27 protein-coding genes are annotated in these 25,519 nt (G+C 51.7%); 19 read left to right on the top strand and 8 right to left on the bottom strand.

Features of this window, described 5'->3' with window-relative positions; translation table 11 throughout:
- The 3 genes from VF260_02080 to VF260_02070 form a co-directional block, all read left to right on the top strand.
- Positions 1–537 (top strand): alpha-glucuronidase (locus tag VF260_02080; GenBank protein ID HEX7055972.1); only part of this gene is annotated, 537 nt, incomplete at its 5' end.
- A 359-nt stretch (positions 538–896) separates the two neighbouring features.
- Complete coding sequence (locus VF260_02075; protein HEX7055971.1) at positions 897–1,535, top strand: glycoside hydrolase family 11 protein; 639 nt, start codon at positions 897–899, stop codon at positions 1,533–1,535.
- A 143-nt stretch (positions 1,536–1,678) separates the two neighbouring features.
- Complete coding sequence (locus VF260_02070) at positions 1,679–2,551, top strand: SUMF1/EgtB/PvdO family nonheme iron enzyme (protein ID HEX7055970.1); 873 nt, start codon at positions 1,679–1,681, stop codon at positions 2,549–2,551.
- A gap of 142 nt (positions 2,552–2,693) precedes the next feature.
- On the opposite strand, the gene VF260_02065 is transcribed toward VF260_02070, so the two are convergent.
- The 5 genes from VF260_02065 to VF260_02045 form a co-directional block, all read right to left on the bottom strand.
- On the bottom strand, positions 2,694–4,550 hold the full coding sequence (locus tag VF260_02065) for a sialate O-acetylesterase (GenBank protein HEX7055969.1): 1,857 nt from the start codon (positions 4,548–4,550) through the stop codon (positions 2,694–2,696).
- Between the two features lie 77 nt (positions 4,551–4,627).
- Positions 4,628–5,719 (bottom strand): Gfo/Idh/MocA family oxidoreductase, encoded by a 1,092-nt coding sequence (locus VF260_02060; GenBank protein ID HEX7055968.1) that lies wholly within the window; start codon positions 5,717–5,719, stop codon positions 4,628–4,630.
- Positions 5,720–5,746: 27 nt separating this feature from the next.
- Positions 5,747–6,469, bottom strand: a complete 723-nt coding sequence (locus VF260_02055) for a ThuA domain-containing protein (protein ID HEX7055967.1) — start codon at positions 6,467–6,469, stop codon at positions 5,747–5,749.
- A gap of 18 nt (positions 6,470–6,487) precedes the next feature.
- A complete protein-coding gene (locus VF260_02050; GenBank protein HEX7055966.1) occupies positions 6,488–7,660 on the bottom strand; it encodes a Gfo/Idh/MocA family oxidoreductase in 1,173 nt (390 codons plus the stop codon).
- A 57-nt stretch (positions 7,661–7,717) separates the two neighbouring features.
- Complete coding sequence (locus VF260_02045; protein HEX7055965.1) at positions 7,718–8,311, bottom strand: TetR/AcrR family transcriptional regulator; 594 nt, start codon at positions 8,309–8,311, stop codon at positions 7,718–7,720.
- 117 nt (positions 8,312–8,428) lie between these two features.
- Here VF260_02045 and VF260_02040 point away from each other — a divergent pair, with 117 nt between their 5' ends.
- From VF260_02040 to VF260_02025, 4 genes are all read left to right on the top strand, one after another.
- The gene (locus VF260_02040) at positions 8,429–9,316 is read left to right on the top strand and encodes an ABC transporter ATP-binding protein (protein ID HEX7055964.1); all 888 of its coding nucleotides are present in this window, start codon (positions 8,429–8,431) and stop codon (positions 9,314–9,316) included.
- Positions 9,313–10,119 carry an ABC transporter permease subunit gene (locus VF260_02035; GenBank protein ID HEX7055963.1) on the top strand — a complete coding sequence of 269 codons (807 nt, stop codon included), beginning with the start codon at positions 9,313–9,315 and terminating at the stop codon, positions 10,117–10,119. Before VF260_02040 ends, VF260_02035 begins: the two co-directional genes overlap by 4 nt.
- A gap of 100 nt (positions 10,120–10,219) precedes the next feature.
- Positions 10,220–11,242, top strand: coding sequence for an SDR family oxidoreductase (locus tag VF260_02030; protein ID HEX7055962.1), 1,023 nt, complete (start codon positions 10,220–10,222; stop codon positions 11,240–11,242).
- A 64-nt stretch (positions 11,243–11,306) separates the two neighbouring features.
- The gene (locus VF260_02025) at positions 11,307–11,879 is read left to right on the top strand and encodes a uracil-DNA glycosylase (protein ID HEX7055961.1); all 573 of its coding nucleotides are present in this window, start codon (positions 11,307–11,309) and stop codon (positions 11,877–11,879) included.
- Here the strand turns inward: VF260_02025 and thrC are convergent.
- On the bottom strand, positions 11,870–13,264 hold the full coding sequence (thrC, locus tag VF260_02020) for a threonine synthase (protein ID HEX7055960.1): 1,395 nt from the start codon (positions 13,262–13,264) through the stop codon (positions 11,870–11,872). The two genes, VF260_02025 and thrC, sit on opposite strands and share 10 nt — an antisense overlap.
- A 209-nt stretch (positions 13,265–13,473) precedes the next feature.
- Between thrC and VF260_02015 the strand changes: the two genes are divergently transcribed.
- The 5 genes from VF260_02015 to yidC all read left to right on the top strand — a co-directional run bounded on the left by VF260_02015 (position 13,474) and on the right by yidC (position 17,335).
- Positions 13,474–14,487 (top strand): methionine ABC transporter ATP-binding protein, encoded by a 1,014-nt coding sequence (locus VF260_02015; protein ID HEX7055959.1) that lies wholly within the window; start codon positions 13,474–13,476, stop codon positions 14,485–14,487.
- Positions 14,484–15,146: a methionine ABC transporter permease gene (locus tag VF260_02010; protein HEX7055958.1), complete on the top strand. Its 663-nt coding sequence runs from the start codon at positions 14,484–14,486 to the stop codon at positions 15,144–15,146. Before VF260_02015 ends, VF260_02010 begins: the two co-directional genes overlap by 4 nt.
- Before the next feature lie 23 nt (positions 15,147–15,169).
- Entirely contained in the window at positions 15,170–16,063 is an 894-nt protein-coding gene (locus VF260_02005) for a MetQ/NlpA family ABC transporter substrate-binding protein (GenBank protein HEX7055957.1), read from the top strand.
- Positions 16,064–16,224: 161 nt separating this feature from the next.
- Entirely contained in the window at positions 16,225–16,488 is a 264-nt protein-coding gene (locus VF260_02000) for a hypothetical protein (protein ID HEX7055956.1), read from the top strand.
- Positions 16,489–16,507: 19 nt separating this feature from the next.
- Entirely contained in the window at positions 16,508–17,335 is an 828-nt protein-coding gene (gene yidC / locus VF260_01995; protein HEX7055955.1) for a membrane protein insertase YidC, read from the top strand.
- A 65-nt stretch (positions 17,336–17,400) separates the two neighbouring features.
- Here yidC and VF260_01990 read toward each other — a convergent pair whose 3' ends face one another.
- Both VF260_01990 and VF260_01985 read right to left on the bottom strand, forming a co-directional pair.
- Positions 17,401–17,874, bottom strand: coding sequence for a hypothetical protein (locus VF260_01990; GenBank protein HEX7055954.1), 474 nt, complete (start codon positions 17,872–17,874; stop codon positions 17,401–17,403).
- Between the two features lie 16 nt (positions 17,875–17,890).
- Entirely contained in the window at positions 17,891–18,655 is a 765-nt protein-coding gene (locus tag VF260_01985) for a hypothetical protein (protein ID HEX7055953.1), read from the bottom strand.
- 226 nt (positions 18,656–18,881) lie between these two features.
- Between VF260_01985 and VF260_01980 the strand changes: the two genes are divergently transcribed.
- From VF260_01980 to VF260_01950, 7 genes are all read left to right on the top strand, one after another.
- Entirely contained in the window at positions 18,882–20,189 is a 1,308-nt protein-coding gene (locus VF260_01980) for an MFS transporter (GenBank protein HEX7055952.1), read from the top strand.
- Complete coding sequence (locus VF260_01975; GenBank protein HEX7055951.1) at positions 20,152–21,075, top strand: polysaccharide deacetylase family protein; 924 nt, start codon at positions 20,152–20,154, stop codon at positions 21,073–21,075. Before VF260_01980 ends, VF260_01975 begins: the two co-directional genes overlap by 38 nt.
- Before the next feature lie 35 nt (positions 21,076–21,110).
- The gene (locus VF260_01970) at positions 21,111–21,632 is read left to right on the top strand and encodes a hypothetical protein (GenBank protein ID HEX7055950.1); all 522 of its coding nucleotides are present in this window, start codon (positions 21,111–21,113) and stop codon (positions 21,630–21,632) included.
- A gap of 110 nt (positions 21,633–21,742) precedes the next feature.
- Positions 21,743–22,291, top strand: coding sequence for a hemerythrin domain-containing protein (locus tag VF260_01965; GenBank protein HEX7055949.1), 549 nt, complete (start codon positions 21,743–21,745; stop codon positions 22,289–22,291).
- A 27-nt stretch (positions 22,292–22,318) separates the two neighbouring features.
- Positions 22,319–24,226, top strand: a complete 1,908-nt coding sequence (locus tag VF260_01960; protein HEX7055948.1) for a beta-N-acetylhexosaminidase — start codon at positions 22,319–22,321, stop codon at positions 24,224–24,226.
- 175 nt (positions 24,227–24,401) lie between these two features.
- The gene (locus VF260_01955) at positions 24,402–24,893 is read left to right on the top strand and encodes a MarR family transcriptional regulator (protein HEX7055947.1); all 492 of its coding nucleotides are present in this window, start codon (positions 24,402–24,404) and stop codon (positions 24,891–24,893) included.
- The coding region (locus tag VF260_01950; GenBank protein HEX7055946.1) for an ABC transporter permease at positions 24,890–25,519 on the top strand (630 nt) is incomplete at its 3' end. The genes VF260_01955 and VF260_01950, both read left to right, overlap by 4 nt.

Raw genomic sequence — 25,519 nt, 5'->3', positions numbered from 1 at the left:
TGCGCCAAATACGATGCAAAACCGCAAGGGGAAGACCTGCCCGGCGAAGCGGCCGGTTTTCGTGTGATCGCCGGATATGGCAAGACTTTGTCTGCCGTTAAGGTATTTCCGACGACGCGGTCTTTTACCGCCGGACAGAATGCGCCGTGTTTGGAATACCGGTTTGCCGTCCGGGAAGCCGGAGCCTATGAAGTTGAATTGTATCTGCAGCCGTCGAATCCGGTTGCCACGGATAATACGTTATATTACGGCATTCAGGCGAACAACGGCAAGATCGCCGTTGTCAACAGCATTCCCCCCGGTTACAAGGTGGGGGAGAGCGCGGAATGGGCGGCCGGCGTCCTGGACAATATTCGGCGCAGCAAAAGCGAGATCATCTGCACCGAAAGGCTGAACACACTAAAGATTTACGCAGTCAGTCCAGGGTTTGTCCTTGAGAAGCTGGTCATTTACCCGGCAGGCAAAAAGCCGCCGGTCAGCTATCTGGGGCCGCCGGAGTCGTATTATATCGGCAAAACAAAGGCGCAAACGCTATAAAACGCGCAGCCTTTCCGCACATGCCGCGGAGAAATGGGCACGGGCCTGTTCCTGATCGCGGAAGTTGGGCTTTTGGCGGCGCCAAAACAAAATTCGTCATAAGACCCGTCTGCCTGACGGGTCTATTTTATTAAAAAATTAGGGTAAAAACCTTTAATTTAGGAAGTTGTCCTGAATGCGTTTACATTTGATAATTTGCTTAAGAAAGGAGGTGAAAGTCCATCTGGTTTTTCCTGGGACAAGGCCGGCAATATCATCGGCGTCGGCTTGCAAAAATGGGAAAATGAAAGGAAGTGATTAAAAAATATTCGGCAATACGGAATGAAAAAAATAAAAAAAAATTTTAGGAGGTAAAACTGATGTTTAAGTTTAGGAAGAAAATGTTGATGTTGTTTATGGCGGTGGCAATGGTCACCAGTTTGTTTGCGACGTCCGCAAGCGCGGCGGCAACGGATTATTGGCAATATTGGACTGACGGCGGCGGCACCGTAAACGCTCACAATGGAGCGGGCGGCAATTATAGCGTGGATTGGTATAATTGCGGAAACTTTGTTGTCGGCAAGGGTTGGAACACCGGGTCGCCGTATAGAACGGTCGGCTATAATGCCGGCATTTGGCAGCCGTCCGGCAATGCGTATTTGTCACTCTACGGGTGGACGAGAAACGCGCTCATCGAATATTATGTCGTTGATACCTGGGGAACCTACAGACCTACCGGAACTTATAAAGGCACGGTTTACAGCGATGGAGCCACGTATGATATCTATACGACTATGCGTTACAACGCCCCTTCCATTGACGGCACGCAAACTTTCCCGCAATTTTGGAGCGTCCGGCAGTCGAAGCGGCCAACCGGCAGCAATGTCTACATCACATTCAGCAACCATGTTAACGCGTGGAGTAGCAAAGGCATGTATTTGGGCAGCAGCTGGGCCTATCAAGTTTTGGCCACCGAAGGATATCAAAGCAGCGGTCATTCCAACGTAACGGTTTGGTAATTGATCGCCCGTAGACAGGGCAGTAGTACACGCCCGATTGTTTGAAGGAGTAAGGGCCGGTTGGTTTTCCTGCCGCCGGCCCTTATCTTTTTCTTTTACGGCATGGTGGGGCGCAAGCCATCAGTTTACGAGGAGGCCGATCGATGAGCAGACTGTTGATTGTTCTGTTGATTGCGATAACGGCGGTCACCGGCGCCTGTTCGCAAGGAAAGTCCGGACAAAGTAATAGCGTCGGCGCCCAAGGCATCGATAATCTGGTATTTGTCGAAGGCGGGACGTTTGCGAACAAGAAATCCAACTATTACGGAAAGGATACAGCCGTAGCAAACTTTTATATCGGCAAATATGAGGTAACGCAAAAAGAGTGGATTGCGGTCATGGGATACAACCCTTCGGAGTTCAAGGGCGACAATTTGCCGGTAGAAATGGTGAGTTGGTATGACGCCGTGGAATACTGCAACAAAAGGAGCCTGAAAGAGGGTTTGCAGCCGTATTACAACATTGACAAGGAAAACAAAGACCCAAACAACAAGAGCGAGTACGATCCGATCAAGTGGACAGTAACCGTTAATGCGGGAGCGAACGGCTACCGGTTGCCGACGGAAGCCGAGTGGGAATATGCCGCGAGCGGAGGCCAAAATAGCAAAAGCTATACGTACAGCGGCAGCGACAAGGTGGATGAAGTGGCGTGGTATTGGAGAAACGCCGGAGACAAATTTTTGTCGGGAGATTGGAACTGGCCGGCGATAGAAAGCAACCATAATTCGACAAAACCTGTCGGCGGCAAGAAACCCAACGAGTTGGGACTTTTCGATATGTCCGGCAATGTTAGGGAATGGTGTGAGAACTGGTATGGGGAGTCGATCGGCGGCAATGTGAGCGGCGGCTCTTACCGGGTGGTGCGAGGCGGCGGTTGGTTGGGCGACGAAGTCAGCGACGAAACGTCCTATCGGGGCAAGTTTGAGGCAAGCGGGTTTGGCCCCGATCAGGGTTTCCGGGTAGCCCGGAGCGAGTAGCCTGCCGCTCTTTGCCGGGGATGCGAATTGCTCGCATCCCTTTTTTCGCGCCCCGCGCATGGCGAATAGCCGGGCATCCGTATCTGTGCGCCCGCCGCTTTCGCCGGCAGCGGGGTTGGCAACGGCTTAGCGGAGCCGGAACTTAATTCTCGGTAGTAAACGGCGACGCCGGCAGCCCTTCCCGATTGATCAGATTCGCGCCGGCAGGGTTGTTTCGCCAGCCGTAGCGGACATGCTGCGGCTGTTTGATCGCTTCGCTTGATACGATGACGGTTTCGCCGGATATGACGGCATGCGCCGGCTGGAACTTGCCGTCCGGTCCGCAAATTTCAAAACCCGCAAGGTCGCCGCCCGATGTGGCCAGACCGCTGCCGATATGATCGAAATGCACGTGTATGGCGTCCGCTTTCCTTTCCATCGACTTGTACAACGGGCCGCTGTAAACGAGATCCTCGCCGTCGGCAATTTTCCGCGCGCATAGCGAAAGCCGCCGCCCGAGGGTTTTTTTGTCTTGCGGATGGAGCTCGTTGTATTGCCCGATATCGATTGTGACCGCCATCGCGGTGCCCGGAATGTCCAGACTTCTTCGTTGCTCCTCGCGAAGTTCCGCCCAGTCGACCGACTGCGGATCCGAGCCGCCGAAATTGGCCAACTGCGTAAAGATAAACGGCAGGTTGCCGTTCTCCCAGTTGCCGCGCCAATCCGCCACCAATGCGCGAAACAGCTCGCGATAGCCCGCGGCGCGGTGGGCGTTCGACTCGCCCTGATACCAGAGGACGCCCTTGATCGCGTAATGCTTAAGCGGCGCAATCATCCCGTTAAAAACGCCGCCCGGCATATATTGAAAAAAGGTTTGCGGCGGCAATTCATCCGTGACCGCGCCTACCCGATATTTCCACGTACCTTGCAAATCCAGTTCGTGGCCGTTGGCGATCAGCTTGTAAGGCATGTCTTCAAGGAACTCGCCAATCCCCTGATAGCTGATCACCCGCACCGCAATGGAATTCCGGCCGGGCTTCAACAGCCCCCTGGCCACTTTGTAACGTCTGGGCGGATACCTGTACCCCGTACTTCCGACGAACGTGCCGTTGATATAGGCGTCATCCGCATCAACGATCGTTCCCAGGCATAATTTCGCTTCACAATCCGTCATGGAAGCGGGAAGTTCGATTTCCTTCCGGAACCAGACGGCGCCCCGCAAATGTTCAAGCTCGCTGTTCGCCCATGAATTCGGAACGGCAAAATCCTTCCATTCCGACGTGTCAAGGATCTCGCTATACCAGGCGTCTTTTAGCCCCTGATCGTTTTCATTAAGATGTTTAAACCAATTCTCTGCGCGTTCCGTATCTTTCCGCATCGTATCGGCCACATAGGCGTCATCCTTGCATCGGTTCAAAGTGTCCTCGTAACCGGCGAAGCGGCGCAAAGTTTCCTCGCTCATCCATGCCTCGATGGGCGTTCCGCCGACGGCGGCGTTAATCAGCCCGACGGGCACGCCGTTATGGGCAAATAATTCCCTCGCGCAGAAAAAGCCGGCGGCGCTAAAAGCCATCACATCGCGCGGGTTTGCGGAGATCCACTTTCCTTCGGCGATGTGTTGCCGTGGACCGTGAAAATCATAAACCATCGGCACGGTGAAATGACGGATGTGCGGCAAATTGACTTCGGCCAGTTCGTTTTCGAAAAGATCAAGCGTTCTGCCGACGGGCAGTTCCATATTGGATTGTCCGCCTAGCAGCCATACGTCGCCGACTAAAATATCCTGAATAACGAGTTTTTCATCCCCGGCAGACAGTGTCATCGCAAATGGCCCGCCGGGCTCGAGATGATGCAGTTCGATCAGCCAATCTCCGTTTCCATCCGCCTTGGTGCCGTAATCTTTGTCGCAAAAAGACAGGCGCACCGTTTGCAAAGGCTCGCTTTTGCCCCAAATGGCCACTTTTGCCTTCCTTTGCAAAACCATTCCGTCACTGAGAATGCTTGAGAGGATCACGTTCATCCGCCTTTCGCCGCGTAGTCGGGAAATGCTCTATTCATTCGCCTAATTGCCCGAAATTTCCTGCCGCAAAAACATGATTAAAACTGCGCAAGCCCGGCCGGCAGCGGCTTAGGCTGTTCGCATGTGCTTTGCATGATATAATGCGTTCCGCTCGCGGAAGCGTCAAGAAAACCGTGCATGGCTTCCAGCACATGGAACGCCAATTCGCCGCTCGCTCTGTGTTTTTGCCCTGTTTGTATGCCCCGCGCCATATCCGCCGCGCCGATTCCCCGCGAATTTTCAATATGTCCGTGGGTAAGCGGAATTTCCGACCAGCCTTTTGCCCCAGCGCGTTGAATCAGAACCGGACCGCCGAACGAATTCGGATCGGGAACGATTAACGTGCCTTCGCTGCCGTACAATTCGATGCGGGGAAGCTGCGAGCCGCCTTTCACGTCAAAGCTGGTCAGGATGGTTCCGATCGGCCCCGCCGCGAAGTCGATGACTCCGGCGATATGCGTCGGAACTTCAACTGTTATTTTTTGCCCGTACTTCGGTTCGCTTGTGATTGTGCGTTCCGAAAAAGAGATGCGCGCAGAACCCGTCACCCGGCGAATCGGGCCAAGCATGGCAATCAAGGCGGTCAAATAATAGGGGCCCATGTCAAACATCGGCCCGCCTCCCGCCTGGTAATAAAACTCCGGAGCGGGATGCCAACTTTCATGTCCGCCGCAAACCATGAAGGCCGTTGCGCCGATGGGCGTTCCGATCCAACCGTCGTTGATCAGCTTGACGCACGTCTGGATGCCGCCTCCCAAAAACGTATCGGGAGCGCCGCCCACCCGCAAGCCTTTTTGCGCCGCCAGCGCCAACAATTGCCGTCCTTCTTCGCGGGTAACCGCAAGCGGTTTTTCCGTATACACATGTTTACCCGCTTCCAAAGCCTGCCGCGCGACGATCGCATGGGCTTGCGGGATCGTCAGATTGATGACAAGTTCTATCTCCCGATCCGCCAAAAGTTCCGGCACCGTACAGCCGCGAATGCCGAATTCCGCCGCCTTGGCTTGCGCCCGGTCCACGTCCAGATCCGCACAGGCGACGACCTCCAGCGAATCGAAGCGGTTGCCGTTGCGCAAATAAATGCCGCTGATATTGCCTGTTCCGATTATCCCTGCTTTGATCTTATCCATCGTACGCCTATTCCTCTCTTCACTTTGTCACAGCTGGCTGTCTGCCATGCCCGTATATGCCGCGTGATGGGCCAATTCGCCCGCTGCCTGTTCTTTTCCTTGCGCGCACCATAAAAAGCCGCGCCGCATCAACTCTTTCACTTCGGGAATTTCGATAATATCGGCATGATGCCCGAGGGAATTGTAGTAGACTCGGCCCACGCCCCAACGTTTTGTCCAAACAACCGGCATATCGACCGCCTTGTTCAGGGAATGCGGCCCCGGAACGGTAGGAAAACGGGTTGTCGCCAACACTTCCACAGCCGGGTCGACGTGCAAATAATATTGCTCCGATTTGACCGGAAAATCCTGAATGCCTTCGACCAAGGCGCTGGAACTGTGCCTGATATTGACGATATATTCGACTCCGTCATTGCCCGGATGCGCTACCCACTGCCCGCCCGTCATAAACTGCCAGTCGACGTTTTCCCGGAACGCGTCGCACATCCCGCCATGGCATCCGGCGAGTCCCACCCCGCCTTGCACGGCAATTGATACGTTGTTCACCAGCTGTTGCTCAATCCGCCCCATTGTCCAAATGGGTATGATCAAATCAAGATTTTTCAGCTTTTCCGCATCGGCGAACGCTTCCAACGAATCGGCCACTTCCACGGCAAAATGTTCCTTAACCAACATATCGCGAAAAATTTCCGCAACCTTTTGCGGTTCATGACCGTCCCATCCGCCCCATACAATCAGCGCCTGTTTCATTGCTTCGCGGCCTCCCTGTCAATAGTTCGCATACAATTCGCTAATGTTCACCCAGCGGCGCTCGGCGATGGAGCGATCCACCGCTTCCAACACCGCCTGGCACCTCACGCCGTCATAAAAATTGGGCACGGGGGAGCGGTCTTCCGCGATGGCCGTTAAAAATTCCACCACCTCATGGGTAAACGTCTGCCCGTATCCGATACTGTGTCCCGGCGGCCACCACGCTTCCATGTAGGCATGCGCCGGATCGGTGGCCAGCACGCGGCGAAATCCCTGGACATCGGCGGCATCGTCGCCAACATAAACTTGCAGCTCGTTCATTCGCGCAAAATCGAACTTCACGCTGCCTTTGCTGCCGTTTATTTCAAATGAGTTTGTACAGCGATGGCCGGGGGCAAACCGGGTCGCTTCAAAACTGCCCAAAGCGCCGCAGGAAAATTTCGTTAAAAATAAGGTGGCGTCATCAACCGTGACGGTTCCGCGTGGGGCATGTTTATCGCCTTTGGCGCTTAAACCCGCCATGGATGACGGGAGAGGCCGTTCCTTGACGAATGTTTCGCTCATACCGACGACTTCCGTCATATCCCCGATCAAATAATGCGCCAAATCGATCAGGTGCGCCCCCAGATCGCCATGCGCGCCGGAACCGGCCACCGCTTTATCCAATCGCCAAACGAGCGGGAATTCCGGGTCGACGATCCAATCCTGCAAAAATAAGGCGCGAAAATGATAGATCCGCCCCAATCTTCCTTCCGAAACGAGTTTTTTCGCCAACCGGACGGCGGGCGCAAACCGGTAATTGAAGCCGACCATATGCTTTATGCCGGCCGTTTCCGCCGCCGCGAGCATTTCACTTGCATCGGCCAGCGTAAGCGCCAGAGGCTTTTCGCAAAAAATGTGCTTGCCCGCCTGCGCCGCGGCAATGGCAATCTCCTTATGAGCGTTGGACGGCGCATTAATATCGATCGCGTCGATATCCGCGCGGGTCATAAGTTCCCGCCAATCGGTCGTGCAGGTCTCCCAGCCGAACTGCGCCGCCGCGCTGTTCACCCCCTCCTCGCTGCGCCCGCAGATCGCTTTCATGATTGCCCTGGGGGCGTCGGGGAAAAACATGGACGCTTCGCGATAAGCCGCGCTGTGCGCCTTCCCCATAAACTTGTAACCAACCATGCCAACATTCACTTGCCGCATACTACCCCTCCCAAAATTTCGGATGCTTTTAGCAAAAGTTTGGACAATGAAGACTTGTCAAGGTTTTCCGCAAATGCCGTAAAAGAACAAGTGGAGCATGCCGTCCATAAACCGGTCCAAGTCACCGTTTTGTTGGGCCGTTTTCAGGATCGTGTCATACTGATTGATATATATCTGCATAAACAGCAAAACATGCTCGATGGAAACCTCCGCGGAAATCTCTCCCCGATCTTTTCCTTCCTGCAAAAGGCGAACGGTTAAAGGGACCGTTTTTTTCCTGTACATGTTTTCGATATATTGGGCCAGTTCTTGATCGTCAAATGACATATATTTGAAAAATTGCGGCGAAAATTGCCGGAACGATGCTTTTTTGAGCAGGATAATATGCTCGATTTTTTCTTTTAGCGTGTGATTTTCGTTCAGATATTCCGCGAATTCGTCAGTCGCTTTGTCCATGTAGCTTTTGAACGCTTCGCGAAGCAAACTCTTTTTGCTGCCGAAATAATTGTAGATCGTCACCTGCGACACGTTGGCCGCTTTGGCGATGTCGGCGATGCGAATCTGTTTGGAATCCGGCCCTTGCAAAAGCCGCAAGGTGGCGCCGATAATTTTTTCCCTGATGTGCCGGGCTCTTTTCTCAAATCCGTTCATGAATGTTCACCTTTGCCACTCGTTGACGGTTCTCTTTCCCGGGTATATTATAGCATATATGAAATATTTATATAAAAATATTTCATTTTTTTTCGTCTCGAAAGGTGGAAAAAAACTATGTTGACCGTTGACCATTTAACAAAAAAATTTCCGAATGGGAAAGGCATATTTGATGTCTCCTTCACGGTCAAAAAAGGCGAGGTGTTCGGCTTTTTGGGACCGAACGGCGCGGGGAAATCAACAACCATTCGCCATATTATGGGTTTTCTGAAGCCGGACAAAGGTTCGGTGACGATCAACGGCATGGATACGTGGAAACAGCGGGAAAAAGTCCAGTCTTATGTCGGGTATTTGCCGGGCGAAATCTCCTTTATTGAGGGGATGACCGGGAAAACGTTCCTCGATTTTATCGGTGAGATGCATGGGATGAAGGATCAGTCCAAGCGCGCGCGGTTGATTGAGCGGTTGCAGTTTGACGTTCATACGCCCATTCGCAAAATGTCGAAAGGAATGAAACAAAAGGTTGGCATCGTGGCGGCGTTTATGCACGATCCGGACGTGATTATCCTGGATGAGCCGACATCGGGCCTCGATCCGTTGATGCAAAGGGTGTTTATTGAATTGGTGTTGGAAGAAAAAGCCCAAGGGAAAACGTTTCTTATGTCTTCGCACAGCTTTCCGGAAATCGAGCGGACGTGCGACCGCGCCGCGATCATCAAGGACGGCGTCATCATAACGGTCAAAGATATTCATGAATTGCAATCGATGCAGCGGAAACTGTTTGAAGTTACGTTTGTCGATCAGGATGACGCCAAGTTGTTTCTTGATTCCGGCTTGATGATCGAGTCGCACGAAGGGAATCGCGTAAGGGTTTCCGTGCAGGGGAATTACGATCAATTTGTGGCGGAGACGGCGAAGTACAAAGTGCGCAATATCGACCTGTTCACCCAAAACCTTGAGGATATTTTTATGAATTATTATGACCGAAAGGCGGCGGCGAAATGAACATAACCTTGTATAAACAGATGCTGAAAGTGAATATGAAAGGTTTTATTAACTATTCGGCTGGCTCGGCGTTTTATGTTCTGCTCATGTCTTGGTTTTATCCCAGCATCGCCAAAAATTTAAGCGCCATTAACGGTTTGATCGATTCCATGCCGGAGGGCGTCGGGAGGGCCTTAGGTCTCAATGGCTATGACAGTGCGGAGGCGTTTATTTCGGGAGAGTATTATGGTTTGATTTTGGTCCTTATTCTGGCGATTATGAGTGTGCAATTGGCGGTCCGGCTGATGGCCAGAATGATCGATCGCGGCTCCATGGCGTATTTGCTGTCCGCCCCGACCACACGGGGGAAAGTTGCGTTTACGCAAGCGAGCGTGCTGACAACCGGGCTATTCATCATGATGGCAGTCACCACTTTGGCCGGATTTGTCGGGAAAGCGTGGTTCCTTCGGGATTATGAATTTGCTGGAGTCCGATTTATTGAGCTGAATGTGGCGGCGTTTTTGCTTTTCTTCGCGGTGAGCGGCATCGCTTTTCTCGTGTCCGCGCTTTCCAACGACGAGAAGAAGGCGTTTAGCGTTTCCGGATTCATAACGTTCGGGTTTTTCAGTTTGGATATCCTGGCGAAACTGAGCGATCAAGTCGCCTGGATGAAACATATCACCATTTTTACTTTATATAAACCCGGCGAAATTATTCACGGCACCGCGGATGTGGCCGAAAGCTTTGCGGTTCTGGCGGCGATCGGGCTTGTTTCGTACGGGCTTGCCATCGTATTGTTCCGCAGGCGCGATCTGCCGTTGTGACGATGGGAAACCGGCAGCGACAAAAAAGAATGTATGTTGCCTGCCGGTTGTTTGTGCTAAAATTTTCCTTACAAGAAAAACAAAAGAATCGAGGTGCAAGATGAAAGCGTTATTCATTGGCGGAACGGGAATCATCAGCGCGGCCATTACCAGACAGCTGCTTACACAAGGGTGCGAGCTTTATCTTTTAAACAGGGGAACAAGAAACGACGCCCTGCCGCCGGGCGCCAACATCATCAAGGCCGATATTCATGACGAGGAAACGGTGGCAAAGCTGATCGCAAATTTGGAGTTTGATGTTGTGGCCGATTTTATCGCGTTTCATCCGGCGCAATTGGAACGCAATTACCGTCTGTTCAACGGCAAAACCAGGCAGTTTATGTTTATCAGCTCCGCTTCGGCGTACCAGAAACCGCTGTCCGATTACCGGATTACGGAGGGAACGCCGCTAGCCAATCCGTATTGGGAGTATTCGCGCAACAAGATTGCCTGCGAAGATTATTTGTGGAAACAGTATCGCGAGCAAGGTTTCCCGATTACGATTGTGAGGCCCAGCCATACATACGACGAACGGTTTATTCCGCTCGGCGTGCATGGAAGCAAGGGGAGCTGGCAGGTGGCCAAGCGCATGCTGGAAAACAAACCCGTGATCATTCACGGCGACGGTACCTCGCTCTGGACGATGACGCACAACAGCGATTTTGCCAAAGGGTTTATCGGACTGATGGGCAATCTGCATGCGATTGGCGAGGCGGTGCACATTACGTCTGATGAGAGCCTGACATGGAATCAAATCTATGAGGCGATAGCCGCCGCGCTGGGAGTGGAGTTGCGCGCCGTTCATGTTTCAGCGGAATTTTTGGCCGCATGCGGCAAATACGATTTCCGGGGCAGCTTGTTGGGAGACAAAGCGAATTCCGTCGTCTTTGACAACGCCAAGCTCAAGCGGCTGGTGCCCGATTTTGTGGCGACCAAGCGGTTTGACCAAGGCATTCGGGAGACGGTCGCCTATATTTTGGCGCATCCCGAATATCAGATCGAAGATCCGGAATTCGACAGTTGGTGCGATCGGGTGATCCAATCGCTCGATGCTGCCGCCAGGGCGATTCAATCATTGCTTTAGGGGTTTTTTGCCGCATGATCAATGGGCGTTTGCGGCATGTTATACAAAAAAAGGTGACAAGATCATGTCCGCGTTTCAACCTGTCATGCTGCCGGAGGAGCCGGCGCCCTTATTTGCTGTTCGCAAGCTTCAGGATGATCTGGCGCTGCATAAAAGCCGGATCATATGGGGCGAAGGCAATTCTCATGCGCCTGTTTTTGTCGTGCTGGATAACCCGGGCTGCCGCGAAGACCGGCAAGGAAAGCCGTTTGTATGCGGAACGCGGGAAACATTGCAGCGCGGTTTGTTTGCAGCGGGGCTTGAGCCGGAACAGGTATATGTTAGTTATATATTGAAATACCGCCCAACGCGCGCGTATAACAAGCCGGCAGCAAGAGAAAGGGGCCTGCCTTTATTAAAGTTGCAGCTTGCCGAGAAAAAACCGTCCATCCTGTTGGGGTTAGGGGATGTGGTCGTGAAAACCCTGCTTCAGGATGAAACTGCGCAAATAAAAAGCTGCCGGGGCGTTTGGCACTTGGTTGCCGGTATCCCTGCAGCTTTTTCTTTTCATCCGCTCGCGGTAAGAAGAAGACCCGTATTGATGAAATATTTCCTTGCCGATTTAAGGTTGGTCGCCGCGAAATTGCTTCAACTTTGAAAAAACTTGACCAACTGCGCTTTCACCGCGTCGTTTGTTCCGGTGACGACCGTCTTATATTGCGGTTTGTTGAACAGCGCCTGTATTTGCTCGGGAAACGTTTGGCTGATCTGCCGCCGCGCAATCGCTTCGTTAAATTTTGCCGGATGGGCGGTGGCCAGAATGACCGTGGTCTCGCCGCTTTTGGCAAGCTTGTCGGCCGCCGCCGCGCCGCAAGCGGTGTGCGGGTCAAGCAGGTAATTGAACTTTTGGTAATATTCCCGGATTGTATTCAGGCACTCCTCGTTGCCCACGCTGCCGGCAGCGAACTCGGATTGCACCTGCTGAAGTTCTCCCCAGCCGATTTCGATGCGGCCTTCCGCTTTGAATTGCGCCATCAGGGCGGCGACTTTTGCCGCATCGCCTTTATATAGATAGAACAAATAGCGCTCGAAGTTGCTGGCCACCTGGATATCCATCGACGGGCTGTACGTTTGTTTGAAATCGCCCGGCTGGTAAGTCCCGTCGTTGACAAAACGCGCCAAAATGTCGTTTTCATTCGTCGCGAGGATCAGTTTGTGGATGGGCAGCCCCATTTTCTTCGCCAGGTAGCCGGCAAATATATCCCCAAAATTCCCGGTTGGCACGCTGAAATTGATTTTCCCGGCCAGCCCCGCTTTTGCCAATTGGAAATACGCATAGAAGTAATAGACCGTTTGCGCGAGCACGCGGGCGATGTTGATGGAATTGATGGCGCGCAGATGGTATTGATGCTTGAAGCCGACATCGGCAAACAATTCCTTGATGATCCGCTGGCAATCGTCAAAGGTTCCTTCCACCGCCAGATTCAGTACATTTTGATCGTTGACCGTCGTCATTTGCAGTTCTTGCACCTTGCTGACCTTCCCGTGCGGATGCAGGATGCAGATGCGGATGCCCTGTTTGCCGCGCACGCCTTCAATCGCCGAAGCCCCCGTATCGCCCGATGTCGCGCCCAGAATATGAATAATGGAATTCGCTTTTTCAGAAACGTAGGAATACAGATTTCCCAGAAACTGCAGCGCCACGTCCTTAAACGCGAAAGTCGGGCCGTGAAACAGTTCCAATATATAGCGATCGTCCGCAAGTTTCTTGACAGGCGTAACATCTTTATGACGAAACGCCGCATAGCTGTCGTCGCATAATTTTTGCAGATCGGCGCGCGGAATTTCGTCACCTGCGTACAAGGAGAAAATTTCACCGGCCAGCTCCGGATAGCCTAGCTTTTGCCATTCTTTCAGCGTGGTTTCAGCGCATTGCGGAATCGCTTCCGGCACAAGCAAACCGCCATCGTCGGCCAGACCCATCAAAATCGCGTCAATAAAACCGATGGGAGGCACTTTTCCCCGTGTGCTAATGTATCGCATAAAAATCCCCTTGCTCAATTGAATTAGTACCATTATAACTGATTTGCCACATCAGGTCGATGAAATTTGCAAAAAGCGTGAAAACCTATGCTTAGGCGCATTTCCAGAAAATTTGCATTGACCGAACGATGCGATAGTGCTAAAATGATGTCCATTCTTATAAACCCAATAAACATACTATGAATTGGAAAATCAATGGAGCGAATGCAATGATACGGATATCGGGCCTAAGCAAAGTATATAAAACCGAATCTGGCGAGATCACCGCTTTGCGCCAAGTCGACCTGCATGTGAAAAAGGGACAAATATTTGGCATCATCGGTGTGAGCGGCGCCGGCAAAAGCACGCTGATTCGGTGTATCAATCTGCTTGAGCAGCCTACATCCGGCAGCATCTTTATCGACGGGCAAGAAATTGTCGCGTTGCGCGGCGCCGAACTGCGCAAATTGCGCAGCTCGCTCGGAATGATTTTTCAACATTTTAATTTGCTGATGCAGCGAACCGTTGCGGGCAACGTCGCCTTTCCGCTGGAAATCGCCGGCGTCAAAAAAGCCGAGATCAAACGGCGGACCGGCGAACTGCTTGAACTCGTCGGGCTTTCGGACAAGGCGAAATCGTATCCGGCGCAGTTGAGCGGCGGACAAAAGCAAAGAGTGGCGATCGCGCGCGCATTGGCATGCAACCCGAAAGTGTTGCTGTGCGACGAGGCAACTTCGGCGCTGGACCCGCTGACGACAAAATCAATCCTTTCATTGCTGAAAGATATCAATCGGAAACTGGGCTTGACAATCGTGTTGATCACCCATGAGATGGAAGTGATCAAAGAAATATGCGATCAAGTGGCTGTAATCGATCAAAACCAGATTGTTGAAATGGGCCCGGTCATCGACGTGATCGCCAGACCGAAGTCGGAAGCCGCGAGAAGATTGTTTGGAAATGGAAACCGCAATCTGCCTTTGCGCGATGACGTTTCCGCCGACGGCAATTACCGTACGCGCGTCAAGGTCGTCTTCACCGGCGATGCGGCGCTTCAGCCGGTCGTTTCCAACCTGGTCCGCCTGTACGGGATTAACGCGAATATTATGTACGGCAACATTGACTACATACAAGGCGCGCCGCTTGGCGAACTTGTTCTCGAACTTTCCGGCGAAAAAGACTCCGTGCTGCAGGCGCTCAACTATTTGGATCAATTGAAACTGGACTACGAGGTACTAGCGACATGACAGTTATGGAATATGTCCGTTTATTGGGATGGGGAACCGTCGATACGCTCTATATGACGGCATTCGCAACATTTGCGGCTTATCTTTTCGGGCTTCCGCTCGGCGTTATTCTGGTGATAACGGACAAGAACCATATCACGCCGCGAAAAAAACTGAACACGGTATTGGGGAGCGTTGTCAATATTACCCGTTCCGTGCCGTTTATCATCCTGTTGATTGCCATTATCCCGTTCACCCGAATGGTGGCAGGCACATCCATCGGACCGACCGCATCCGTGGTTCCGTTGGCGATTGGGGCGATTCCGTTCGTCGCCCGCATGGTGGAAGCGTCGTTAAAGGAAGTGGACCGCGGCATGATCGAGGCGGCCCAGTCGATGGGCGCATCACCGTGGACAATCATTACAAAGGTCATGATCCCGGAAACGGTGCCGTCCCTCATTCTGGGGCTTTCCATCACGACCATTACCCTGATCGGCTATTCGGCGATGGCGGGAGTCGTTGGAGGAGGTGGTTTGGGGGACATAGCCATCCGTTACGGCTATTACCGGTATCAGAAAGATTTAATGCTTTTGACGATCGTCTTGTTGATCGTCATCGTGCAGTTGGTGCAAAGCGCCGGCGACTTTTTGTCGCGTAAAATCGACAAGAGACATAAATAAAGATAAAAATGGAGATGGTAACCATGCGTAAATTGAAGTTTTCCGCACTTCTATTGGTTTTAAGCCTGCTTTTTGTGACGGCATTAAGCGGCTGCGGTTCGCAAGCAGCCGATGAGCATACACAAGATTCGGACAAGCAGCCTGCCGCAACGGCAACTGCTTCATCGGCTCCGCAAAAAGCGGACCTGAAAGTGTTGAAAGTTGGCGCCACGCCTGTCCCGCACGCGGAAATCCTGAAATTTATCCAGGCAAAGCTGAAAGAACAGGGCATCGATCTGCAAATCGTGGAATTTACCGACTATGTGCAGCCTAACCTGGCGTTGCAAAACAAGGACCTGGACGCGAACTATTTCCAGCACAAGCCGTATCTGGATGATTTCAACAAGAAGAACAATACCCAACTAAGCCCGGTTGCGGCGGTGCATTTTGAACCGCTCGGCATTTCTCCGGGCAAGACCAAGTCGCTTGACGCTTTGCAAGACGGCGATTCGATCGCTGTGCCGAACGACCCGACGAACGAAGCGAGAGCGCTCCTGCTGTTGCAAGACGCCGGAATCATCAAGGTAAAAGAAGATGCGGGGCTGGACGCGACGGTTAAAGATATTACGGATAACCCGAAGCATATCAAAATCAAGGAACTGGAAGCGGCGCAAATTTCCCGTTCCCTGCCGGATGTGAACCTTGCCGTTATTAACGGGAACTATGCCATTGATGCGGGCCTGAACGCCGCCAAAGACGCGCTGAAGATCGAAGATAAAGACTCGCTAGCCGCCAAGACGTTCGCCAATATCGTCGTTGTTCGCACCGGCGACGAAAACAGACCGGAAATCAAAACGCTGGTAGACGTCATTACTTCGCCGGAAGTAAAAGACTTCATCAACCGGAATTATCAAGGCGCGGTTATTCCGGTATTCTGATCATTTTTCGCGACGCTTTGCCATGAAAAAAGCTCCAGTCGACACGGCTGGGGCTTTTTGTTTAACGATTGCGTCCGGCAAATAGGCATTGCCCTATGTATCATGTTATAATAGTGGCATTGTATTTGTACATGCAAATGCGAAACGGAGGTGAACGGCAGGTGGACAACTTGATGGAAATGGCTCCATTTGTATTTTCGCTCGGCGTTTTCTATTCCATCGTGTTTATATCCTTTGCGAAATCGTTTTTCGAGTTGGAGCGGCATTGGCATCGCCATGAGGCCGCCGCCGGTTCATCCCTCTGTTTGGTCTGCCGTTTCTCCGCGGTCAATCCGATTAAGCGGTGGATTGCCGGAAAAGCGCGGCGCAAGGAAGCGCCGGATGAAGATGCGGATTGTCCAGCCTTGAACATCGCATTTTACTAAAAAGATCAGGAGGACGACCGTGAAAAAAATCTTTTCGACGCATTCTTGGGCCAAGCCGGCATGCCTTGCGCTTTTTGGAATCGTACTGCTGTTTATGCTCAGCGGGTGTTCCGCGGCAAGCTACAATAAACCGATTGACGCGAATACCCCGGGCGTATGGAATCATTTTTTCGTTTATCCTTTTTCGTATTTGATCATCTTCTTTGCCAATCTGTTTAAAGGCGATTACGGGCTGTCGATCATCCTGATGACAGTCATTATCCGCACGGCCATTATGCCGCTAATGCTGAACCAAATGAAAAAGCAGCTCGCGATGCGGGAGAAGATGGCGGTCATACAGCCGGAGTTGCAGGCGTTAAAGGACAAGTACAAAAACGACACCAGCGCCGAGGCGCGAAAACAAATGCAGCTTGAAACGATGCAGTTATACCAAAAGCATCAATTCAATCCGCTCAACATGGGTTGTTTGCCGCTCATTTTGCAATTTCCCATTACGCTCGGCTTTTATTACGCGATCCGCCGCACGCCGGAAATTGCCGCGCATGATTTTTTATGGTTCAGTTTGGGAAAACCGGATACGATTTTGCCGCTGATCGCCGCCGCGGTTTACTATATCCAGTTCCGTGTGTCGCAATCGATCAGCATGTCGGCGCAGCAAAACCAGAACAAGCAGTATGCCGTGATCGGACTGCTGTCTCCGCTCATGATGGGCATGTTTTCGTTTGCCATGCCCGCAGCGCTGCCTTTATATTGGGCCGTCGGCGGCATCTACATTATCGTGCAAACGCTCGTTTTCAAAAAACTGTTCATATCCCCTAAAGAAAGCGCATCTCCGGCGGAAAAATGACCGGCTCGACAATTTTAGGCGGTGCGGGGGATCCCGGCAAAATTTCTCCGCCCCCGCACTTTATCCTATGGCGCAGGCTCGGCTATCCGGGATAATCCCAGCGCCATATTGTCCCAAAGAATTTTCTCGATTGTTTCCCACTGCTGCTCCTGACAACGAATCAGCAACACGATTTCCGCAGTGATTGCGTCCGGCCCGCGATTGATTCCGTCGTTTCTTTTTTTCAAGATTAAAAATTTGATCGCAAATCCTGCCAACAAGCCGGAAACCGCCCCGATAATCCCCCAGATGATCGGCCCCCAGGCCAACACAAATCCGTAGATGCTGCCCAACAACATGCCGCACGTCCCGAGTATCGCCGCTAGATCAAGCATGCTGAAGCCGTCCGCGCGATGAATGGAATCGAACATTTTTTTTGGTTCTTTCCGTTTGTCGAGCGGAACAGCCAGCAGGCTTGCTTTCGAAATTCCTTTTTGTTCCAGCGCGGTGATGGCCAGTTCAAAATATAAATTCTGTTCAAATGTTGCGATAACATACATGGATTTACCACCTGATTTATAACGGCATTTTAAAATTCGGGTTTTGGTAATGCGTGCGCAAAAATTTCGCTTGTTCTTTTTCAAACAGTTTGTTGTACTCCACCGCCGATGCATACGCATCGTAATAGATGAATGAAAATACGGACGGCAAATAAATGGCCCACTGCATGTTCAAAATCTCTTTGGCCTGCGCAAAATCTCCGATCATGGTATGATGAATCGCCAGCGGCACATGCGAATGATACATAATGAAAATCGTGAATATAAAGATAAAAATGCCGGTAATAACCTTGTGAATGTATAAATGGCCGAGACCCGGCATGAGTATGGACCAGCATAATGCGTTTAGCGGGCTTCTCTTGTCCAGAAAGTTGACATCCCAGTCGGAATATTTGATGAGCGGGATCGGCGCGTCCTCCCTGTCGGCCAACACATATTGTTTATTGGCGTCCACCGCGTTGCGGTAGCTGTCCCAGATACTATAAATATAAATCGCCGAATATAAAATCAGATAGCGCTGGTCCAGCACTTCTTTGGCTTTATCGAACTTGCCCAACAACGTATACATGATTCCCATATTGATGTGCGCCAGCGAGTTAATAAACAGTTCCCAGCCGATCAGAAGAAACGCTTTAAGATACCTGTTCAGAACCAGGTAGCCAAACCCGGGAAAGGAAAAGGAAAAGAAGGCGATGATCCAGGGATTGCGCAGGTGCAACTGCGTAATGCCCAAAGCGGAAATATAGGCTCGTTTGCGTCGAAAAGGGGGAGTGTTTTCCAATTTCTGCGGCTCTCCTTTGAAAATATACAGCCGGATGTGCGGCTTCGTTGGTATCGTGGTTATTTTTTGCCAGTTGTATACAGCTTATACGCTTGCGCGTGCCGCTGGATGAAATAGAAGGAAAAAAGGAACAAAATGTCTATTCGAATGAAAATTATGATAAAATCATCTGGATAGCGTAAAATTTCCACTATCGACAAGGGGTGTAAACGATATGTTAAATGACATGTTTAAAAAGTATCAGAATTCCCCGCTCACTTATGCGTTTGGCATGCTCGCCATGATGATTCCCGTACAGGCTTTCAGCTCCTATTACAGTTTTTATTATGTTGATAGTCTTGGACTTAGCGTCGGCCTTTTTACACTCGCACGTACGATTTATTTGCTTTGGGATGCCGCGGATCAGCCTATTTTCGGGTATTTGTCCGATCGCACCCGCACCCGATGGGGCAGGCGCAAGCCGTGGGTTTACGGCGCGATGCCGCTTTTTGTTTTGACCTTTATCATGATATTCGCCGTCCCAGGCGGCTTGCAAGATACGCAGCTGTTTATCTGGTTTTTCCTTTCACTCATGTTGTTTGAAACCGTTTCCACCGTCTTGTGGGTCAACTACGGCGCACTATTTCCGGAAATGTTCCGCGGCGACCGGATGCGCGCCAAAGCTTCGGCAATCCAGCAGGGCTTTCAGATTGTGGCGATTCTGGTCGGGACCGTGTTGCCGCCGGTTCTATACGTCAGGTACGGTTATGGCAATATGGCCGTCCTGTTGGCGGTTGCCTTCATCGTGTTTATGTGCATTTGCATGGCGACCGTGCGGGAGGACGAAGCGGCCCGCAAGGAGACGCCCATGAAATTGGTCGAAGCGTTTCGCGAAACGCTGAGAAACAAACCGTTTTGGGTTTTTAACATTGCCAATTCGTTCGCCCAGACGGTGAACGGATTGCTAAGCTCCATCATCCCTTTTTATGCCAAGTATGTGCTGCAAATCCCGGAAAGCCAGGTTCCGATTCTGCTTGCTTCCGTATTTGCGTCCGTCATACCGCTTGTCGCCGTATGGTATTGGATCGTGCGCAAATTGGGCGCCGTGCACGGCTGGCGGTTGGCGCTGGCTTTGTATGCGATATCCGTCATACCGTTATGGTTCGGCTATAATCTGCTTAGCGGCATCCTTGCCGGCGTTGCAGCCGGATTCGGATTATCCGGATTTTTGGTTACGCCGGCCGTCTTGAGCGGGCAAATCATCGACCGCGACGCGGAAAAAACCGGACGCCGCCGTGAAGGCATTTACACTGCCGTTGCCGGTTTTATTACCCGTTCAAGCGGACTTATTTCCGCGCTTGCTTTCTGGGTTGTCGGCCTGATGTTCGGCTATGTGAGCGGCGACAATCCCGGCGCTCATCCGGAGTTAGCCTTTCGCTGTCTGATCAGCGCCGTGCCATTTTTGCTATTGCTTGTATCCTTTTTGATCTCGCTCATGTTTAAGGAGGAACGATTGCATGTACGGCACGAAACGAATGTTAATCTTGAATTGTGACGATTTCGGGCAAAGCAGACCGGCCAATCGGGCGATCATGCATTTGCTGAAAGCGCGCAAAGTGTCTTCGGCAACCATGATGCCGCCTGCGCCGGCATTCGCGGAAGCGGCCGAGTGGGCGCGAAAAAACGATGTCCGCAATGTCGGGCTGCATCTCACCATGAACAGCGAGTTTCCCGCATACAGATGGAGAAGCCTGACGCGGCATCCTTCGCTACACGATGCGGATGGCTGCATGCATTTGACCGTGCTTGACTTTGAGCGGAAAGCGGACACAAAAGCGGTAAAAGCGGAAATTTTGGCGCAGTTTCAAAAGGTGCGGGACGCGGGCCTGAACATCTCGCATGTCGACAACCATATGGGCAGTTTGTACGGTCTTGCCACGGGGCGCAGCTTTTTGCCGTTTGTGCTGCGGCAATGCGCCAGCCGGGGTTTGCCATTCAGGCTGTTTCGCAACGTATATCCGAAGGATGAATTTTTGGCGTCCATTCCGAATGTCAAAGGCATGCTGGCGAAGATCGTCGCGCTGGCCGACACATTGGGCGTTTGCATACCCGATTATTTGCTGTCCCATCCGTACCACATCCAGGAAAATGAAACGTATGACAGCTTCAAGCAAATGATGATTGCCAAAATCTACGATTTGCCTGAAGGGGTAAGCGAAACATATATTCATCCGGCAACCGCGGATGATTTTATGGGCAAAGCGATTCCTTCCTGGGAGAAACGCGTGTGGGAATACCGCCTGGCGCTCGATGATGATTTTGCTTACGCGCTGCGCGATGCGCATGTTCAGTTGGCGAACTATCAATATGTGCGGGATAATCTGCGAAAGTCCCGCTTGCGCGCCGCGTTTCGGATGGCGGGTTTGTTGATGCGCAGGTGACCGTAAAACAGAATTAAAGAGGAGGTGAAGGCAACGTGAAAGGGCTGGCTTTTTTGGCAGTAAGGATACTGTCCATCTATTTGTTTATTTTGGGGCTTAATCATTTGATTGACTTTCTGGACTACGCATTTCCGATATATTTACAGGTGATCGAGATGAAAGCCGATTATACAAAAGTGCTGGCAATTGTGGGAACACCGTCTTTGGTTCTCGTCATCTGCGGCATCGTGTTATGGTTTCTGGCAGACAAAGTCGCGCAATTTTTAATAGCAAAGCATTCTGCCGACACGGAACTTACATTGCCGTTAAAGGAGTTGGAAGGGTTCGTATTGTCCGTCATCGGGCTTGTCCTGGTCATTTTTTCATTAAGCGAATCGGCGCAACTTATGATGAATTTATCGGATTTGACAAATCAAGAAATTGGCTTTGATATCCGGAGCTATAGGTATGCGTTTGTTGAACATGGCATCCGGTTTTTGCTTGGTCTGATTTTGTTGTTCAAAGCGGAAGGATTTGCCTTTGTTTTGCGCAAAATACGAAGTTCCGGTTTAGAATAGTTCTGGTTTCAAATGAGAGGCGCAAAATCGATCGGGTTACGGTTATGTATCGACTCCGTATCGTGCTATGATAAGAGCGGATACAAGTTCAGACAGAAAGGCTGATCGAGATGGAGCATGAAAGCGTTGCGCATTATGCCGAACATTTCGGCCATGACCATACGGTGAAATTGTCCAGGGGGTTGCAACTGTTAATGGCGGAGCATGCCCCGATCCTGCAGGAGGCGGCCGGTTTGCTTGCGGCGCTGGCTGATGCGAAAGCTGACGAACGGGCGGATATGCAATCGGTTAACGCGTTGCTTGACCGGTACCGGCAATTCGCCGAGCTCTTGGAGCGCCATTCGGAGAAAGAAGAACGGGTGCTGTTCGGTTTGTTGAAAAGTTTGCTCGGCACGCCGCATGGACCGATCGAAATTATGGAGTTGGAACATGAAGAAATTCGCAAGCATATGCAGACGTTTGCCCAAATCGGCCGGGAGCTTTCCGCCGCCTCGCTGCATGACGGATTGTCGGGCATGTGTGATGCGCTGCGGCAGGCGGATGAAGTGATGCGGCAGCATTTTTACAAAGAGGAGCATGCGATCTTCCCCATGGCGGAACAACTGCTGAGCGAAGAGCAGAAAGAGCGGATCGCGCGGGAACTGGCTTGCAAGCAATAGAGCAGGCGAACAAGGGAGGCTGGGTGTATGAATCTGAATTTTGTGGGAGATGTCGAGCGTCTGCTTCCGGGGATCCGGGAGTTGGAGAATGAGTTGGGCTTTACGGTTATGCAGGATGGCATGCCGGTTGCGGTTGAATGGGCGCCGGGCCAGTTGGAAGTGTCGTTGGAAAACGGACGGGGAAACATCCGCTATGCGGCCAAACATCAATTTTTCCGCGGGTTGGGGCTATTCATTCAGCACGCCGCAACAGGCAATCCATTCTTTATAAGGGAACGGCAGCGGATCGATACGATCGGGCCCATGTTTGATTTGTCGCGGAATGGGGTTTTAACCGTGGACAGCTTCAAATTCCTGCTGCGCAAAATGGCGCTCATGGGCTTCAATTCGGTCATGCTGTATATGGAAGATACATATGAAATTGATGGCGAGCCCTATTTTGGTTATATGCGGGGCAGATATTCGCACGCGGAATTGCAAGAAATCGACGGCTATGCCGATCAGTTCGGAATTGAAGCATTCCCGAGCATTCAGACGCTGGCGCATTTGGAAGAATTCCTGAAATGGGACAGCGCGGTTCATTACCGCGACACACGGGGCGTTTTGCTGGTCGATTATGAACCGACTTACGAACTGGTGGAAAAGATGATTGCAGCGGCCACAGCGCCGTTTCGCAGCGACAAAATCCACATTGGCATGGATGAGGCGGAGGAGCTTGGACGCGGGCGCTTTTTGGATCGGTACGGGTACAAAAGCCGTTTTGCGATTATGACCGACCACCTGCGCAAAGTGCTGGACATCGTGCGCAAAAACGGGTTAAAGCCGATGATGTGGAGCGATATGTTTCTGAAACTCGCCTCCGCCTCGGGCGAAGATTATTACGGCGCCGATGTGGAAATTCCGGACGAAATGGCAAACGCCATTCCGAGCGATGTGCTGATGGTATATTGGGATTATTTTCATACCAAGGTGGAGGACTACGTCGCGTTAATCAACAAGCATCGCAAGCTGGGAGGCACGCCGGCATTTGCGGGAGGTATCTGGATTTGGAACTGTTTCACGCCGAATTACGGCTGGTCGCTGAAAACATCCGATGCCGCGCTCAAAGCGTGCAAGCAAGAAGGCGTTAAGGAAGTGTATTGCACGTTATGGGGCGATGACGGGATGGAAAACAACCCTTTCAACGCACTGCTGGGACTGCAGCTTTACGCCGAACATGCTTACGCCGATGAGGTAAATCAGGCAAAACTGTACGAACGGGCAAAATTCTGTACCGGAATCGACGCCGAAGCGTTCGTCACGCTCAAATATCTTGACGAAACGCCGGGAAGCGTTCCCGACAATACGGAACAAAGCAATCCGGCAAAATTTTTGCTGTGGCAGGATGTGTTGCTGGGCTTGTTCGACAGGCAGATCGAAGGGCTGGGATTGTCCGGCCATTATGCCAAGCTGGAGCAGGCGATCAAGTCCAAGCGCAATCCGGATGCGGCGCTGGACTATTTGTTTGAAGTGCCGGAACGGTTATGCGGCTTGTTGAAACAGAAAAGCGAACTGGGCATCGAAATCAAACGGGCATACGACGGGAAAGATTTGCCGCTGCTTAAGCAGATCGCGCTGGAGCTGCTGCCCAGGCTTTCCGCTGAAGTGGAGCAATTGCGCTTAGCCCATCGGCGGCAATGGTTTCGCATGTTCAAACCGTTCGGCTGGGAGGTGCTTGATATCCGCTACGGCGGCGTGGTCGCCAGGCTGGAAAGCGCGGCGGCCCGCTTGCTCGACTTCGCGGAAGGCAGGATCGCGCGAATCGAGGAACTGGAGCAGGAACGGCTGATTTTCAGCAGCCAAAATCGCTTCAACAACAAAGGCACGGGCTGGTGCAGCTACTATTACCGGATTGCCTCGCCCAACGTTTTTTTCCACGTGCTGCCGATTTTTTAATTGCCGTGATTTGTTGGCGACGCGTACGGTTGCATTTGCTCGCGCTGTCGTATCTGCGGCTATTTTGCGGGAAAAAACGCATGCTTGACGGCGGTTTTTTTGGAATATATAATTAGGTTGCCTAATAAATAGGTTGGCTAATTATTAGCTATTCTATCAAATGGAGGGCGAACCGGTGAGACAGGTAGACCGTGAAGCAGCGCAGAAAATGATGCACGCGTTCATGCAGTTCAGGAAAGTAAATTGGCATCAGTGGGCAAATGCCGGGCGCAAACCGAGCGAAATTATGGTCATGCGATGTTTGTACAGATGTGCGTCGTCCGATATGCCCGGAATGAAAGTGCACGATATCAGCAATTTTTTGCACGTCACTTCGCCAACCGTTACGCAATTGGTCAACGAGCTGGAGAAAGACGGTTTGGTTGAACGCAAAATGGACCCCGCGGATCGCCGCGCTATTCGCGTCACGCTTACGAGTGCGGGAATGGCGGTCGTGCAAGAGGCAAGCGCGCATTTTATCGCCTTATTCGGCGGGCTGGTTGCGCATCTGGGCAAAGAGCGCAGCGAGCAACTCGTTGAACTGTTGAACGAGGTATTTGATTATTTTCAAGAAGAACACAAAGGTTGGGATCAAGTAAACCGTGGCGAAAGCGAGGGGAAACCATGATCAAATTGCTCAGGTTTTTGCAGCCGTACCGGATGGCGGTCGCGTGGGTGCTGATATTGGTTTTTTTACAAACATTGTCCATGTTGTATTTGCCGACCCTAATGGCTGATATCGTCGATAAAGGGATTGTGAATCAGGATATTCCGTATATTTGGCGAATCGGCGGATTAATGCTGCTCGTAGCAGCCGGCGGAGCGGTAGTCTCGGTTTTCGTCAGCTACTACTCATCCATCGCGGCGACCGGATTTGGCAAACATTTGCGCGGCAAAATTTTTTCCCATGTGGAAAGCTTCGCGATGCAGGAGTTTGACAAGTTCGGCACGGCTTCATTGATTACCAGGACAACGAACGACGTCATGCAGGTTCAGCAAGTGCTGATCGTGATGATGCGGATGATGGTCATGGCGCCGATGATGTGCATCGGCGGAATTATCATGGCGGTGTCGAAGGATGCCAAGCTGTCGCTTGTTCTCGTGGTCATCATTCCGGTAATGGCGGGCGTCATCAGTTTTTTGTTCAGCAAAGGCATTCCGTTGTTCAAAGCGATGCAGATCAAGCTTGACAAGCTGAATTTGGTCATGCGGGAAAACTTGACGGGGATTCGCGTCATTCGTTCCTTTAACCGC

The organism is Bacilli bacterium, assembly GCA_036381315.1.
Taxonomy (GTDB): domain Bacteria; phylum Bacillota; class Bacilli; order Paenibacillales; family KCTC-25726; genus DASVDB01.
Note: the sequence above shows the minus strand (reverse complement) of the source record. Positions and strands in the feature narration are given on the sequence as shown.